Below are 14,985 nucleotides of genomic sequence, written 5' to 3' on the forward strand. Positions count from 1 at the left end.
CCCACCACTTTACCAGCACCTCAGTAGACACAGGGGCGGTAGCTAGCGCACTACTAGCTACCGCCCCCACTCTTTGGCAGACACCGTCACCAGGCTAAGCCGCCCAATCCAAGAACAGCGAAGCTGCCGCTTGACCGCCCTGCGGATCCCTGGTAATCACCATGACGGTGTCATCACCAGCGATAGAGCCTAGAAGAGGCTCCAGCCCGGCTTGGTCAATAGCAGATGCCAGGAATTGGGCCGCCCCCGGCGGGGTCCTGAGAATCACAAGGTTGGCTGAAGCTTCGGCTGTAACCAGGAGTTCCTTAAAGAGGGAGACCAAGCGGGCATCGGGGCCGTCCTGAGAGCTACGGCGCACCGGGTGGTTAGGAACCGCATAAATGAGGCCAGATTTATCGTCACGCACTCGTTCAGCGCCGATCTCTACCAGATCGCGGGAAAGAGTAGCCTGGGTAACCTTGAGACCGTCGTCTACCAAAAGCTGGGCCAGCTCAGATTGCGAGCGCACGCGGTGCGTTTGAAGCACCTCGATGATTCGGGCTTGTCGGGCTGTTTTTGTGGATGGGATTGCCATGATTACTTCTCTTCGTTGAGGGTTAAAGCTACTGATGGGAGCGATGTTCCTCTATCTTCTGCCAGGCCTGATTCGACCAGGAGGAAGGTCATGAGAGCCTTCTGAGCATGCAGGCGGTTTTCCGCTTCATCGAAGACAAGGGATTGGGGGCCATCGATAACGTCTGCGGTGACTTCATAGCCACGGTAGGCCGGGAGGCAATGCAGGAAGATTGCTCCGGGGGCGGCTTGTGCCATGGCCTTGGCATCGACGGTGTAGGGGGCAAAGATGCGGGTTCGTGCTTCTTTTTCGTCTTCTTGACCCATGGACACCCAGGTGTCGGTGATTATGACATCGGCGCCAGAAAGGGCTTGGGCCATATCGGTAGTCACGAGAACTGACCCACCGGTTTCGGCGGCTCGTTGCTGGGCTTCCTGGGCGATTGCGGGAGCTGGCAGGTAGCCTTCGGGGCCTGCAATGCGCACGTGCATGCCGGCGGTTGCGCACCCCAGGAGGTAGGAGTTAGCCATGTTGTTGGCGGCATCGCCAAGATAGGTCACTGTTTTGCCAGCCAGCTGGCCCAGGTGCTCACGGATAGTGAGCAGGTCAGCCAGAATTTGGCAGGGGTGGTAATCATCGGAAAGAGCGTTGATAACGGGTACGCGGGAGTAGCGGGCCATTTCTTCCAGCCCGCTCTGAGAGTAGGTCCGCCACACGATGGTAGAGACCATACGGGAGATGACCTGAGCGGTGTCACAGATAGATTCCTTGTGCCCGAGCTGGGCTTCACCGGGGTTGACGATGAGCGGGTTTCCGCCCAGCTCTGCCACGCCAGCGTGGAAGGAAAAGCGGGTGCGGGTAGAAGTCTTGTCGAAGATGACGGCAACTGTCTGCGGGCCAGCTAGTGGCTTGTAGCCGTAGCGGTTAGCTTTCATGGCTGCTGCTAGGTCAAGAACGCGGGCTTGTTCTTGCGGGTTGAGGTCGGTGTCTTTGAGGAAGTGGCGGACCATTGGCTCTCCTTGGCTAGCGTGGCGGTCAACGCCACAGAGTATCAATTATATGCATATTTTTTGATACTTATGCATTTGGGTGAATAGTGTTAGAGCTTACGTGCCTGAGCAAGAATTATGGGGAACTCAGCAGTGAATTCTGCCAGTTCTTGATCGGTAATCGTCAGAGCCGGAGCGATACGCACGGTGCGGGCATCTGGGGCGTTTATAATGAAACCCGCTGAACGAGCCGCTATCACAAAGGCAGGAGCCAGAGGGTTGCCCTGCTCTGTTGCTGAGTCTGTAAGAACAATCCCAATCAGCAAGCCATCTCCGCGGCTTGTTGCTACCCCGGGGACCTGCTCAATAGCTGCGCGGAACCGGGTTCCACGCTGGCTGGCAGCCTCAAGTAAACCTTCATTTTCAATGGCCTGCAAGGTCGCAGTTGCCGCTGCGGTGGCCAAGGGATTACCGCCAAAGGTCGTTCCGTGCATACCTGCTTCTAGGGTCTGGCCGGCATCAGGCCCAACAGTGAGCACCGCTCCAATAGGGAAGCCGCCGCCCAGCCCCTTAGCCAGGGTAATAACATCGGGTAGCTCTTGCCCCGTCAGTTCACGCGAGTGGGCAAACCAGCGACCGGTGCGACCCATACCGGTCTGGACTTCATCGACCATGAGCAGGGCACCGGCTGACCGGGTGAGTTCCCTAGCACGCTGGAGATAGCCTTCGGGCAGGGGCAGGACACCGGCTTCCCCCTGAATAGGTTCAACGATCAGGGCCGCGACATGATCGGACAGGTTCTCTTCGAGAGCCTCTATAGTAGCGGGGATATGTTTGATGCCAGCTGGTAGCGGTTCGAAAGGCTCACGGTAGGCAGGCTTGTGAGTCAGCGCCAAAGCGCCCAGGGTACGCCCGTGGAAACCGTGTTCCAGAGCCAGAATGGTGCCCTTACCCCGGACGTTACCGTAGCGCCGAGCTAGCTTGTAGGCGGCCTCATTGGCTTCGGTACCCGAGTTGCAGAAGAATACCCGCCCGTCCTGCGCCCCCAGGTAACCCAAGAGACGCTGAGCCAGTCCCACCTGCTGCGGTGTGGTGAAGAAATTAGAGACGTGCGCTAGCTGAGCAGCCTGCTCGCTCACAGCCCTGACCCAGGCGGGGTGAGCATGACCCAGAGCATTCACCGCGATACCGCCCAAAAGATCCAGGTAGGTACGGCCCTCGGCATCTGTGACCCGCGACCCGCTCCCCCGCACTAATACAAGAGCGGGCTGGCCAAAGACCCCCAGCATGTCGTGGGCGTACTCAGTGATCAGTCTTTCTTGGGTCATGGTCTTTCTTTCCAACCGTCAGGGTGTATCAGTGTGGTTCCGGAAGCAGAGGCTAGTAGGTCAGTGGCTGTACTTGAAAATCGGGAGCGGGGTGACGCCAGGCGACGTCCTCGACATCATCGGGGATGAGCTGGGTGCCGATGCCGGTGTCCGTAAAGATTTCCAGCAGGGGTGAGTGTGGCAGGCGACCATCCACAATGGTTGCTTTCGGAACCCCCTGCTCCACAGCTTGAAGGCAGGCGGCCATTTTGGGAATCATGCCCGAGACCAAGGAGGGGAGCATCTGACGGAGCTCGCTCACTTTCAAGGAGCTAATCAGGGAGGACCGGTCAGGCCAGTTAGCATAGAGCCCCTCAACATCGGTCAAAATAACCAGTTTCTCTGCCCCCAAGGCGGCGGCCACTGCGGCGGCGGCGGTATCGGCATTAACATTCAAGATTTCTCCCGTCAGCCCAGCCAAGCCGTGGCTGTGATCGGGGTACTTATCGGGGTCAGATATCTCGGGAGCTACCGAAGAAATCACCGGAATCTTACCTGCCTCAATCATGGACATCATCGCGGTGGTGTTGACCCCTACTACCTCACCCACCAAGCCCAGATCTACTTCCTGGCCGTCCACCTGGGTGGTAATCCTGTGTGCCCGCAGGAGGCCACCGTCTTCACCACTCATGGCTACCGCAAAGGGTCCGTGACTGTTGATAAGTGATACCAGTTCACGGGCGACCTGGCCGGTGAGCACCATCCGCACCACATCCATAGCCTCGGGAGTTGTGTAGCGTAGCCCCCCGCGGAACTGGCTCTCAATCCCGAGCTTATCCAGCATGGCAGTAATCTGAGGCCCACCACCGTGAACCACCACCGGGCAGATGCCGATGGTGCGCAAGAAAACCATGTCCTCGGCAAAGGCAGCCCTGAGGTCATCAGAAATCATGGCATTACCACCGTACTTGAAGACCATGACCTTACCCCGGAACTGCTGGATCCAGGGCAAGGCCTCCATAAGAGTCCTTGCTTTTTCCTGGGCTGTTTCAAAACGGGCCTGGGCGTTCTTCTGCTCTGCCATGGCTTTCTTTCTGGGAAGTCGGATGCTGGTAAAAACGGATGTGCTGGTCTTGAGGCTCTCTGGACCAAAATCTCAGACGCTAGCTAGAATAGGCCGAATTTTCGTGCACATAGTCGTGAGTGAGATCGTTAGTCCAGATAGTGGCTTCGTGTTCGCCAGCGGCCAGGTCAATCTCTACGGTGACCTTGCGGTCAGCCGCCAAATCAACCAGCTTGCGGTCCTGACCAATACCACCACCGGTGCAGACCTGAACACCGTTGATCAGGACATTGACGTTCTCGGGGTCAAAGTCTGCTGAGGTGGTACCGACCTCCGATAGAATTCGGCCCCAGTTGGGGTCATTGCCAAAGATAGCGGTCTTGAAGAGGTTGGAGCGGGAAACCGCGCGGGAGACCTCCTCGGCCTCTTCTTCGGTAGCGGCGTTGAAGGTGCGGACGTGGATGTCGTGGCTAGCACCCTCCGCATCACCAATCAGCTGCAGGGCGAGGTCCTGGCAGACCTTGGTCAGAGCCTCGGTAAAGCCGACTAAATCGGGCACAAGTCCAGAGGCACCAGACCCCATGAGCACTACGGTGTCATTGGTGGACATACACCCATCAGCATCAGCCCGGTTGAAACTCAAACGGACGGCTTGGCGCAGGGCGGTGTCAAGGTCTTCAGGTGATAAGACGGCATCGGTGGTCAGTACTACCAGCATGGTAGCTAACCCGGGGGCAAGCATGCCCGCCCCCTTGGCCATACCGCCGATCAGATAGTCACCACCCTGCTCCAGTTCAACGCAGATGGCCGCCTGCTTGGGGACGGTATCGGTGGTCATAATTGCCTCTGCGGCGGCCAAAGAATCGGATGGGCTTACCCCCAGAGCCCTAGCGGCTTGCTCACTGCCTGCCAAGAGATTATCCAGGGGGAGCCTCTGCCCGATCAGCCCGGTGGAGCATACCAACACGTCACCGGCAGAAATGTTGAGCAAATCGGCCACATGCTCAGCGCTGGTGTGAGTGTCTTGGAAGCCAGGAGCACCGGTGCAGGCGTTAGCCCCACCGGAGTTGAGCAGGACCGCATCAACCCGCCCATCGCCGACCACCTGCTGACTCCACAGCACCGGCGCAGCCGCAAACCGGTTGGTAGTAAAAACGGCAGCAGCGTTCTTCAGCGGCCCGTCATTGACCACCAAGGCAACGTCCTTTTTGCCTTCAAGAGCGCTGATACCAGCGCTCACCCCGGCAGCACGGAACCCGCGTGCCAAGGTCACGCCCTGGGTGATAACCCCTTCGATCTGGTGCTGGGTTGCGCTCACGGTGCAAGTCCTTCCTGCAACAGGCCCGCATCCTCCGGCAGACCCAAAGCAATATTCATGGATTGAATGGCACCTCCTGCAGTGCCCTTGGTCAGGTTGTCAATCACGCTGGTGATGATGACTCGACCGGCGTGGGTGTCAAAGGCTAGCTGCATTTCTGCATGGTTTGAGCCCTGAACGCTTTTGGTGGTGGGCCACTTCCCCTCGGGGAGCAAATGAACAAAACGCTCCACATCATAGGCTTTAGCCCAGGCCTGCCGAAGCTGTTCCTCGGTAACACCGGGTTTGACCTTTGCGGTGCAGGTAGCAAGGATTCCCCGGGGCATGGGTGCCAGTGTGGGGGTGAATGAAATCTGAACCGGCTGACCGGCCACCGCAGACAGTTTTTCTTCGATCTCAGGGGTATGCCGGTGGGCACCGCCCACACCGTAGGGACTCATGGACCCCATAATCTCGGAAGACAGCAGATGCGGTTTGAGGCTCTTACCTGCACCTGAGGTGCCCGAAGCCGCAACGATCACAAGGTCCTGCGGTTCAAGTAAGCCAGCGGCAAAACCGGGGGCTAGAGCCAGCAGCGAAGCTGTGGGATAGCAACCTGGGACGGCAATACGGTTGACTCCCACTAGCTGGTCACGCTGTTTCTGCCCGCAGGTAAAGGGTAACTCCGGTAGCCCATAGGGCCAGGTGCCAGAATGCTCAGACCCATAGAATTTGACCCAGGCCTCGGCGCTATCAAGCCGGTGGTCAGCCCCGGCATCAATAACCAGGGTGCTCTCGGGTAGTTGTGAGGCTATCTCAGCGCTAGCCCCATGAGGGAGGGCCATGAATACAGCGTCGTGTCCGCTCAGTGCCTGGACGGTTGTATCAGCAACTATCAGATCAGCGTAAGCTCGCAGGTGAGGGGCTAAATCCCCCAGAGACTGACCTGCCGATGAGTGCGCGGCAACAGTTTTTACCTCAACCTGCGGGTGGGTGGCTAGGAGCCGGAGAATCTCGCCACCAGCATACCCGGTGGCTCCGGTGACAGCTACGGTAATAGTCATAACACCATCATTGCATGTTTTTGCATGCCAGTAAATATTTATTCATTATCTATGGGTGTATGACTTCCTTACCCCATCTTCTTCATACCCGCCTTGCCCTGGGAGTAGGCTAAAGATATGACTTCTCAGACCATGACAGCTATCCAGCTTCACAGCACAGGAGGCCCCGATGTCCTCCAGCTCAACCACCTTGCTACCCCGACCGCCGCACCCGGGCAGGTTCTTGCAGAAACCATCGCAACCGGTGTGAACTTTATTGAAACCTACCAGCGATCAGGCATCTACCCTGTGCCTCTGCCCTTCACCCCAGGCTCCGAGGCCAGCGGCCGCGTGGTAGCGGTAGGCCAAGGCGTTACCGAATTTCAGCCGGGCGACTTGATTGCAACGGCCAGCGCCACCGGCACCTACGCCCAATTCTTCACAGCTGCTGCCGAACTCTGCCTACTAATCCCCGAGGGCATCGACCCGGTTGAAGCCGCGGCTCTCCCCCTCCAAGGTATGACAGCCCACTACCTCATCAACTCCACCTACCCCGTCCAGGCAGGTGAAACCGTGCTCTTCCACGCCGGAGCTGGTGGAGTAGGCGGCATTGCTATCCAGCTCCTCAAAGCCAAGGGGGCAACCGTCATCACTACGGTATCCAACGACGAAAAAGAAGCCATTGCCCTGGCCCACGGCGCTGACCATGCCCTACGCTACGAAGGTTTTGCTCAGAAAGTCCATGAGCTCACCGACGGAAAGGGTGTGGCCGTAGCCTACGACGGGGTAGGGAAAGACACTTTTACTGATTCCCTCAAGTCGCTTGCAATCCGAGGTATGGGCGTGCTCTTTGGTGGGGCTTCTGGCCAAGTGCCGCCCTTTAACCTCCAAGAGCTCAACTCCCTAGGCTCACTCTTTATCACTCGACCTACCCTCGCCCACTACTCACAAAACCGAGAAGAAGTCACCTGGCGTATGGGCGAACTCTTCCAAGCAATCCAGGCTGGCCAGCTCAAGCTCAGCATCGACCAGACTTTCCCCTTAGCTGACGCCGCCCAGGCCCACCGCTACCTTGAAGCCCGCAAAACCAGGGGCAAAGTCTTACTGGTACCCTAAGCACCTCAAGACTGAGGCGGGGCCCCTAGTCACTCGTGGCTAGGGCCCCGCCTTAGTACGCGTATTGGCTAGCGGCTTGGCCTCTAATCGATAAACTCTTCATCTTTACGTTTACGGATGAGCATGAAGGTTGCCACAACCCCAGCACCAAATACTAGGATGGCCCCGCCCAGGCGAAGCATGGCCGAACGCTTCTGTGAGCTCACGGTGTCTTCCGTAACCGGCACCAGGCTACCTTCTGTACCCGTACGCACAACAATTAGCTCCGTATCAGAAGTCTGAGCCAAAAGGGCATCGACTCTCTGGGGGAAGTCAGCACTCACTCTCCCGGTCTGAGAACCGCGGAATTTAACGGAATCCCCCGGGTTCACGCTGGCGGGGTCAGCCACATCTGACACAAAAGTTTTACCGGCCATAGCAGAATCATCGGGGAGCTTGCCAGAGTAGATAGCGACGTTCTTATCGCTCTGCAGATCAGGTGTCACATCATCGATTGCTCCGCTAATAACCCAGGAACGATTCTCATAGCCCTCGTTGGCTCGGGCCTCGTTGAAGGTACGTACACCGCCAATGAGCAGGATAAATGCAACTACCGAGACCAGCAGCATAATACCGGCTGCAGCTAGCTTAGATCTAAGAGAGCCGCGGGAATCAGCATCGTCCTCTTCACCGTCCTCAGCGAAAGTAAAAAAATCTGATACCTGTTCCTCGTCCTCAACAATATCCCGGTTCTCTGGCATGCCCTGGTCCCTCTCATCTTTCTGCAAAGCCCCTATATTAGGGGCATCATAAAGCCTACTTCTGCAAGCCTACAAGTCACAGCTAAGGCCCCGCAAACTGCGGTGGCTTTATCTCACACTGATATGAAAACCCCCCGCCCTTACCGCTAGGACGGTTAGGGCGGGGGCATCTACAGGCCTTCTCGGCTACACGATTCTAGGCGCGCTGAACCGCCCCAAAACGCTCAAGAGCTAGAGCTACACCGGCTTCTCGTGCTTCACTTGCCTCATCAGCAGTCAGAGTACGATCCGATGCACGGAAGCGCAACGCAAAGGCAAGCGACTTATGGCCTTCTTCGATGCCGGCGCCTCGGTAGTCGTCAAAGACACGAACGTCTTCAAGCAAATCGCCCGCGCCCTCAGCCAAGGTGGCGGCTAGATCGGCGGCAGGGATATCAGCCTTAACGATGAGGGCTACATCCTGGTTAGCAGCAGGGAAACCGGAAATACCGGTGGCCTGCACAGCCTGGCCTGCCTCAGCCAGCAGAGCGGTGAAGTTCAGCTCGAAAGCGCTGGTGCGCTCAGGCAGGTTACGCTGAGCCAGCAACTTGGGGTGTAGTTCACCCGCGTAGGCTACGACCTGCCCCTGAGAGTTACTCAATACAGCGGTACGTCCGGGGTGGAAGGCCTGATGCTCGCCGTTAGCGACGGTGAGCTTGACACCTGCAGCATCGGCCACCAGCAGCACAGAGTCCAGAGCATCACGCCAGTCAAAGGCTCGGGCAGTGAGCCCGGGGGCATCCTCGTGCTCGGCACCGACGAACATACCTGCGATGTGGCGAGGCTGGTCGGGAATACCGGCGTTGAGATCAGCAAGTACTTGATCATCAGGCTTAGCACCCAGACCGGGGATGGAGGCCGAGCCAAGCTGGGGCCCGGGGATAAAGACATGACCGGTTTCGTAGATCGCAAGGTTCTTGAGACCGCGTGAGAGGTTACGTAAAAGAACCTCGGTCAGACCAGGCAAGAGAGAGCGGCGCATCCAGCCCTGGGCGGAGGAGATGGGGTTAGCCAGGCGGATTGAATCAACCTCTTCACCGGCTACGGGGCTGGCCCACAGGTTGTTGTCTGCATCGGAGACAAAGGGGTAGGCAAAGACCTCGGTCAGGCCCGATGAGGCAAGGGCGTTCAGTGCCCGGCGGCGCAGGGTCTGCTCCACGGTATAGCCGCGCCCGGGAGGGGCAACGGGCAGGGTGGAGGGAATCTGGTCATAGCCAACCAGACGGGCGACTTCCTCGGTTAGGTCTTCCTTATCGCCCAGGTCGGTACGCCATGAGGGTACGGTGACCAGGTAAGCATCATCGGTGGTTTCAACGCTGGCACCGATTTGTTCTAGGGAACTGACAATCTGTTCCTGGGTGTAGTCAATGCCAATACGGCCTGCGGTGTAGTCCTTGGGCAGGGTGATAAGGGTAGGTTTATAGGCTGAGCCAGTATCGGTCACCCCTTCTGCCACCTGGGCACCAGCCAGCTCAACCAGCAGATCTACCGCGCGCTGGGCGGCGGCGGCCTGAATCAGCGGGTCAACGCCGCGTTCGAAGCGTTTGGAGGCCTCAGAAGGTAGCTTGTGGCGGCGGGCGGTGCGAGCAATAGAAACCTCATCGAAGCGGGCAGCTTCGATCACGATGGTGCTGGTTGAGTCGGTGACCTCGGTGGAGGCACCGCCCATGACACCAGCCAGACCGATGGGGCCGGAGTCATCGGCGATGAGCAGGTCCTCGGCGTGCAGGTCGCGGTCTTTGCCATCCAGAGTGGTGAGCTTCTCCCCCGTCTGGGCACGGCGCACGGTGATACCGCCTTCCAGCTTGTCTGCATCGTAGAAGTGCAGGGGCTGGCCGGTTTCAAGCATGACGTAGTTGGAGATATCCACCGGCAGTGAGAGTGAGCGGATACCGGCTAGGCGCAGTCGAGAGGACATCCAAGGGGGTGTCGGCGCGGCCGGGTTAACCCCGGTGACGGTGCGGGTGACAAAGCGGGTGCAACCCTCCTTGCCATGAATGGGGGCTGAATCGGTCAGCCTGACAGTCAGACCAGCATCGTTTGCCGCCGGTGCCTTGGCGGCCAGTTCCAGCACGAAGTCCTTGAAGTCGCTACCGGTCGCGTGGCAGTACTCGCGGGCAATGCCGCGAATAGAGAAACCGTAACCACGGTCCGGGGTCACATTGACCTCGGCGGCCTGGTCGTAAAGCCCCAGCAGTTCCAGGGCATCTGAGCCAACCTCGGGGTCAAGCCCCAGGGTGGAGAGTACCAGAATACCGTCATGGTCTTCGCCAATGCCCAGCTCACGCACGGAGGCAATCATGCCAGCAGACTTGTGGCCGTAGGTCTTACGGGCGGTGATAGCAAAGCCCCCGGGCAGAACAGCACCGGGCAGGGTGACAACAACCTTGTCACCGGGCTTGAAATTGTGGGCACCGCAGATAATGCCCTGCACGCCAGATTCCTCGATACCCTTACCGGTCAGGGTCTGTTTCTGCCCCTCGGGGACTACACGCACCTGGCACCAGTTAACGGTCTTGCCGTTGGAGTGAGTCTCGGGCTCCATGGACAGCACCTGACCAACCACAATCGGGCCAGTCAGATCATCGGTGGGGCGGTGAACGTCTTCTTCTTCAAGGCCAACCTTAACCAGGGTAGCCATAAGATCTTCGGCGCTTGCGTCGGCCGGGACGGGCGCGTATTCACGCAGCCAGGAAAGGGGTACTCGCATGGGTTAAATCTCCATCTTGAACTGCTGTGAGAAACGGACGTCGCCTTCAATCATGTCGCGCATATCGCTTACGCCGTTACGGAACATGAGGGTGCGCTCAATACCCATGCCAAAGGCAAAGCCGGAGTAGACCTCAGGGTCAATACCAGCGGCGCGCAGGACGTTGGGGTTGACCATGCCACAGCCACCCCACTCAATCCAGGCTGGGCCGCCCTTGGCATCGGGGTGCCAAACATCCAGCTCAGCTGAGGGCTCAGTGAAGGGAAAGTAGTTAGGGCGCAACCGGATTTTAGCCTCTGCACCGAACATAGCTCGAGCCATATGCTCTAAGGTGCCCTTGAGGTCAGCCATGGTTAGGCCCTTATCTACGGCAAGGCCTTCAATCTGGTGAAAAACCGGGGTGTGGGTGGCATCGAGCTCGTCGGTGCGGTAAACCTGGCCGGGGCAGACCACGTAGAGAGGCAGGTCACGTTCCAGCAGGGAACGCATCTGCACCGGTGACGTGTGGGTACGCAGCATGAGGTGGGCCTTGGTTGGTTCCACGAAGAAGGTGTCCTGCAGTTCGCGGGCCGGGTGATCCGGTTTGAAGTTGAGGGCATCGAAGTTATACCATTCGGATTCCAGCTCGGGGCCGTCGGCGATTTCCCAGCCCATGCCAATAAAGATGTCGCACATCTGCTCTTGCAGGACGCTGATGGGGTGGCGGCCACCGATACGGCGGCGGGGAGTGTGGGCGGTGACGTCTACGGCTTCTTCTACCAGAATCCTGGCATCGCGCTCTTCTTCAAGCTGGGTATTACGGGCTTCGAGTGCCTTAGCCAGTCGGCCACGGGCCTGGCCCATGAGCTTACCAACGTCAGCCTTGTGTTCTTTACCCAGATCACGCATCTGCTTATTAGCTAGGGTAAAGCCGCTCTTATCGCCGGTAAACTCTAGACGAACCCGCTTGAGGTCTTCAAAGGTGGGGGTCTTCTCAGCAATATCGGTCAGGGCTCGGTCAAGTTCAGCCCGGAAGGCTTCCTCAACGGTAGCTAGGCCCCGCTGCGGGTCTGTCTCTAGAATTGCGCGGATATTGGCCAGGACCTGAGAGGGTGTGGGGTTTTCAGGTATCTGGTGCAAAGGATCAGTCATAGAAGCTATCTCTTCACGTCGGTTGGGTAGGGGCACTAGGCCCAAATCATCAAGGTATAAGTCTAGTGCAAATACTGTGTTGGTGCTGGCTCCCCTATCGGGAGGCCGGCTCTCTGCTCACCACGGTTCTGCAGAGGGTGTCTGCAAAATCTGGAGCTAGGTGGTGGTCTAGCTGCCGGTAGTTGGCATCAGAGATCAAAGGGTTATCCCAGCAATTCAGGCTTGACAGGTTCTTATGATTGCTGAGGCCAGCTGTGCTGGTTAACCATGGTGAACTTATGACCGGCCTTACTGCAGGAAATCGCCAAAAGGCGCTCAAGCGCGTGGGCCACCGTTGAATCCTTTTGGCCCTCTTCAACCGGGAAATGCTCTGCCGTAAGCCCTAGAGAGAAAATAGGTTGCAAAGCATCCACCCTTGCCCAGAACATACTACCTGCCGGGAACATAAAGTCCTTGTTCTTGGGAAGCTGACCCCAGTTGTTCTTCCAGGTCAGTGCCTGGGCAATCGGGTAGTTAGTAGACCAGTTCCAGGAGTTTACAACCGATGGGTGAGGAAAAGGAGCCACCATACCCACCCGATCCGAGGCCAAAGCACCGATGATCTGCTCTACTGCCTGGCGACTGGGCAAAAGAGAATCAAGAATAAAGACCAGCCAGTCGTCAAGATCCGCGCTGTGGGGGGATTTTTTACTGTGGAGGTGAAGGACCAGGTCATAATCTTGATGTTCCTGGGCAAAGACTACAAACTTAGGCATAATGTCTCGGCCCCGGTTTTCAGCGATTTTTACTCTGGCATCGGGGAACCAGCCTTCGATGGCCTGGAGCTTAGCAAGCGTGTTCGTGGAGATATAGAGGTCATAGGGCTGGGGCACATGTTCGAGATACTTTTTGATCACCGGGCAAGATTCCAGGTAAAACATGTGGATGAAGACCGCTATACGGGGGAGCCGGCTCAGCGGCTTCTCCGATGCCAGAGCGTTGGGGTCAACATATTGCACGGAAGCTTTCTGTCTGCTCCTGCAGGGAGCCAAGGGGGGACTTTTGCGCTTTGCTACCCAGCCGGGCAACTTTTTGGAATCATACTGCCGAATTTCGGCCAAAGGTGAAGAAAGAGCTAGATCCTCGATAGCCCTGAGAACTTTGATTTCGTCACCGGGGTGGCGGACCAGGTGGGCGATGAAAGGGGTCGTCATAAATCTCAAGGAATCAAGAGACTGAACCCAGCTCCTTTGACAAGGCTTGATAGCCATGACCTCGGCAGCCGAATCTGTCGTTCTTGGTTCTGAGCCTTGGGCCGGGTCTAGGGGATTCACAGCTACCTGAGCAAAACCCCAATGGTAGATGGGGCCCAGAGCTGAGTAAGCCTTACTGTATACCGGGGTGCTTTGGATAGCCTGTTTACAGGTCCCAAGGATCTGAACCTGCAGAAGATGCTTGAGGGGTCTTAGCCAGGCTAGGCGCTCCCCCAGCTGAGAACGGAGAACAGAGGGCTTATGGGCACCAGCAGGCAGCAGATCCAGCAACTCATGAGCGTATCTCTTGGAGCTGCCGATAGTAGCTACAAACTCCTTCCGTCGCCCTTGCTTCTCCGGGGTGTCACTCATCACTAGATCCAGAGCCTGCTCAGCCATTGAGTCGCTATCGTAGGGTTCCACCAACTGACCCACCCAGGCAGTCTCAGCACTGAAGATATCTAAAATACCTAAGTCGGAACGGTAGGCAACCATAGCCAGGCCCTGGCCCAGAGCATCAATAGCAGTTGTTGGCCCCGGATCTTGGCGGGAGGTCAAGAGATAGGCACTCGAAATCGCATACCAGGTGTGGGAGTTAGCCACATAGCCAGGGGTGATCAAAGGCAAACCTTGCTGTCGGGCCTCCTGGGCTATCTCAAGCGCCCAGGCAGATAGCTCACCTAACCAGATGAAAACTGATTTAGGTTCTCTGGCCAGAATCTTCCAGGCCACTTCAATAAATAGGTCAAATCCCTTTCGCCGGTCCCCGTACCCAGCCGATATATATATGTCCCCTAGGGTCCGGTGCCTTGCCAGTTCAAGCCGTAACCGGTTGGCTTCTTTATTGCTGACAGAGTGTTCTTTGATGCTTGGAACCACAACGGAACTCTTGCTCGTGGGCTCCAGCTCATGCTGATAGCTTAAGCGGACAGCCTCGGTGGCAAAGACCAGGTGAGGCATCTGTTGGAGAGCTGGCATTAAAGAGTTCTGCCTGACATAGTCCGGCATTTCATGGATCAGTGCCAGTGAGAACTCTCTGGCGGATTCTGGACCTTCAGATAAGAGTTGCACGCCCCAGCAGGTGTTGGCTATCACCGGAGTTTTCGGAGGCAGTGCTTCTAAAATTTCTTGAACGTCCCAGCCCTCTTCACAGATGTAGGTCGGGTACTTTGCGCGGTACTGTTCGTAAAGCTCTCCCCCGTTCCTCAGCACCACCAGGGGCTGATAACCTAACAATTTCAGGGCACTGAGTAATTCAAGCAGAAGTAAGGGGGCACCTGCCTTGTGGGCATCATTGCCCAAGACAAGTAGGGGGCAGGGGCGGGTGTGAAAATCTTTGAGAACTTTTTCTCCCGTCAGCCCGGCAGGTATCTGGCGGGGACGGGTGTGATAGCCAAGGGGTCTACCTCTGAGGATATAGTGGTGGCCCGCGTAAGTACTTTCCAGAGGCATATAGCAACGCTTATAAAAGTTAATGTCCAGCTCCGCGTTGGGGGAACGGCCCTCCCTGTCTCCGCAGAAGATAAAATGCTCCCAGGGGCTACCCTCATAATTGAGAACATCGGGGTAGGTCCTGAGGTAGTAGTCCTCATCAAAAATGCCGTCTGGGACTTCTGGGTTCAGGGCCCCCCAGGGGGAGCTTGATAGATTTTCCATATTTATCTTGCCTTTCTGCCTGCACCTTATGATCTTTAAAGCCCCTGATAAAGGCAGGGTTTCTCACATGGTACGGTCCCGAAAACTTTGTTTGTCGGTGCCACTACCA

At 57.3% G+C, this 14,985-nt stretch carries 11 protein-coding genes; 1 reads left to right on the forward strand and 10 read right to left on the reverse strand.

Annotated elements, in window-relative coordinates:
- Positions 1–94: 94 nt before the first annotated feature.
- The 6 genes from ACN080_RS04465 to argC form a co-directional block, all read right to left on the reverse strand.
- A complete protein-coding gene (locus ACN080_RS04465; RefSeq protein ID WP_419105113.1) occupies positions 95–574 on the reverse strand; it encodes an arginine repressor in 480 nt (159 codons plus the stop codon).
- A gap of 2 nt (positions 575–576) precedes the next feature.
- Positions 577–1,563, reverse strand: a complete 987-nt coding sequence (argF, locus tag ACN080_RS04470; RefSeq protein ID WP_419113148.1) for an ornithine carbamoyltransferase — start codon at positions 1,561–1,563, stop codon at positions 577–579.
- Positions 1,564–1,652: 89 nt separating this feature from the next.
- Positions 1,653–2,870: an acetylornithine transaminase gene (locus ACN080_RS04475; RefSeq protein ID WP_419113149.1), complete on the reverse strand. Its 1,218-nt coding sequence runs from the start codon at positions 2,868–2,870 to the stop codon at positions 1,653–1,655.
- 52 nt (positions 2,871–2,922) lie between these two features.
- Entirely contained in the window at positions 2,923–3,933 is a 1,011-nt protein-coding gene (argB, locus tag ACN080_RS04480) for an acetylglutamate kinase (protein WP_419100138.1), read from the reverse strand.
- A gap of 79 nt (positions 3,934–4,012) precedes the next feature.
- On the reverse strand, positions 4,013–5,230 hold the full coding sequence (argJ, locus tag ACN080_RS04485; RefSeq protein ID WP_419113150.1) for a bifunctional glutamate N-acetyltransferase/amino-acid acetyltransferase ArgJ: 1,218 nt from the start codon (positions 5,228–5,230) through the stop codon (positions 4,013–4,015).
- Entirely contained in the window at positions 5,227–6,273 is a 1,047-nt protein-coding gene (gene argC, locus ACN080_RS04490) for an N-acetyl-gamma-glutamyl-phosphate reductase (protein ID WP_419113151.1), read from the reverse strand. The genes argJ and argC overlap by 4 nt, the downstream gene beginning before the upstream one ends.
- 117 nt (positions 6,274–6,390) lie before the next feature.
- Between argC and ACN080_RS04495 the strand changes: the two genes are divergently transcribed.
- Positions 6,391–7,368 carry a quinone oxidoreductase family protein gene (locus tag ACN080_RS04495; RefSeq protein WP_419113152.1) on the forward strand — a complete coding sequence of 326 codons (978 nt, stop codon included), beginning with the start codon at positions 6,391–6,393 and terminating at the stop codon, positions 7,366–7,368.
- Positions 7,369–7,451: 83 nt separating this feature from the next.
- Here ACN080_RS04495 and ACN080_RS04500 read toward each other — a convergent pair whose 3' ends face one another.
- From ACN080_RS04500 to ACN080_RS04515, 4 genes are all read right to left on the reverse strand, one after another.
- Positions 7,452–8,108: a hypothetical protein gene (locus ACN080_RS04500; RefSeq protein WP_419105120.1), complete on the reverse strand. Its 657-nt coding sequence runs from the start codon at positions 8,106–8,108 to the stop codon at positions 7,452–7,454.
- Positions 8,109–8,304: 196 nt separating this feature from the next.
- A complete protein-coding gene (pheT, locus tag ACN080_RS04505) occupies positions 8,305–10,857 on the reverse strand; it encodes a phenylalanine--tRNA ligase subunit beta (protein WP_419113153.1) in 2,553 nt (850 codons plus the stop codon).
- 3 nt (positions 10,858–10,860) lie between these two features.
- Entirely contained in the window at positions 10,861–11,919 is a 1,059-nt protein-coding gene (pheS, locus tag ACN080_RS04510; protein WP_419100242.1) for a phenylalanine--tRNA ligase subunit alpha, read from the reverse strand.
- 302 nt (positions 11,920–12,221) lie between these two features.
- Positions 12,222–14,876 carry a rhamnan synthesis F family protein gene (locus ACN080_RS04515; RefSeq protein WP_419105122.1) on the reverse strand — a complete coding sequence of 885 codons (2,655 nt, stop codon included), beginning with the start codon at positions 14,874–14,876 and terminating at the stop codon, positions 12,222–12,224.
- Positions 14,877–14,985 lie beyond the last annotated feature (109 nt).

The sequence above is a fragment of the Rothia sp. CCM 9416 genome (assembly GCF_048513535.1).
In the GTDB taxonomy this organism is placed as follows: Bacteria; Actinomycetota; Actinomycetes; order Actinomycetales; family Micrococcaceae; genus Rothia.

Bases quoted from the DNA above. Each gene is read 5' to 3' on its own strand.
- ACN080_RS04465 (WP_419105113.1), bottom strand. From the start codon at position 574: ATGGCAATCCCATCCACAAAAACAGCCCGACAAGCCCGAATCATCGAG.
- argF (WP_419113148.1), bottom strand. From the start codon at position 1,563: ATGGTCCGCCACTTCCTCAAAGACACCGACCTCAACCCGCAAGAACAA.
- ACN080_RS04475 (WP_419113149.1), bottom strand. From the start codon at position 2,870: ATGACCCAAGAAAGACTGATCACTGAGTACGCCCACGACATGCTGGGG.
- argB (WP_419100138.1), bottom strand. From the start codon at position 3,933: ATGGCAGAGCAGAAGAACGCCCAGGCCCGTTTTGAAACAGCCCAGGAA.
- argC (WP_419113151.1), bottom strand. From the start codon at position 6,273: ATGACTATTACCGTAGCTGTCACCGGAGCCACCGGGTATGCTGGTGGC.
- ACN080_RS04495 (WP_419113152.1), top strand. From the start codon at position 6,391: ATGACTTCTCAGACCATGACAGCTATCCAGCTTCACAGCACAGGAGGC.
- ACN080_RS04500 (WP_419105120.1), bottom strand. From the start codon at position 8,108: ATGCCAGAGAACCGGGATATTGTTGAGGACGAGGAACAGGTATCAGAT.
- pheT (WP_419113153.1), bottom strand. From the start codon at position 10,857: ATGCGAGTACCCCTTTCCTGGCTGCGTGAATACGCGCCCGTCCCGGCC.
- ACN080_RS04515 (WP_419105122.1), bottom strand. From the start codon at position 14,876: ATGGAAAATCTATCAAGCTCCCCCTGGGGGGCCCTGAACCCAGAAGTC.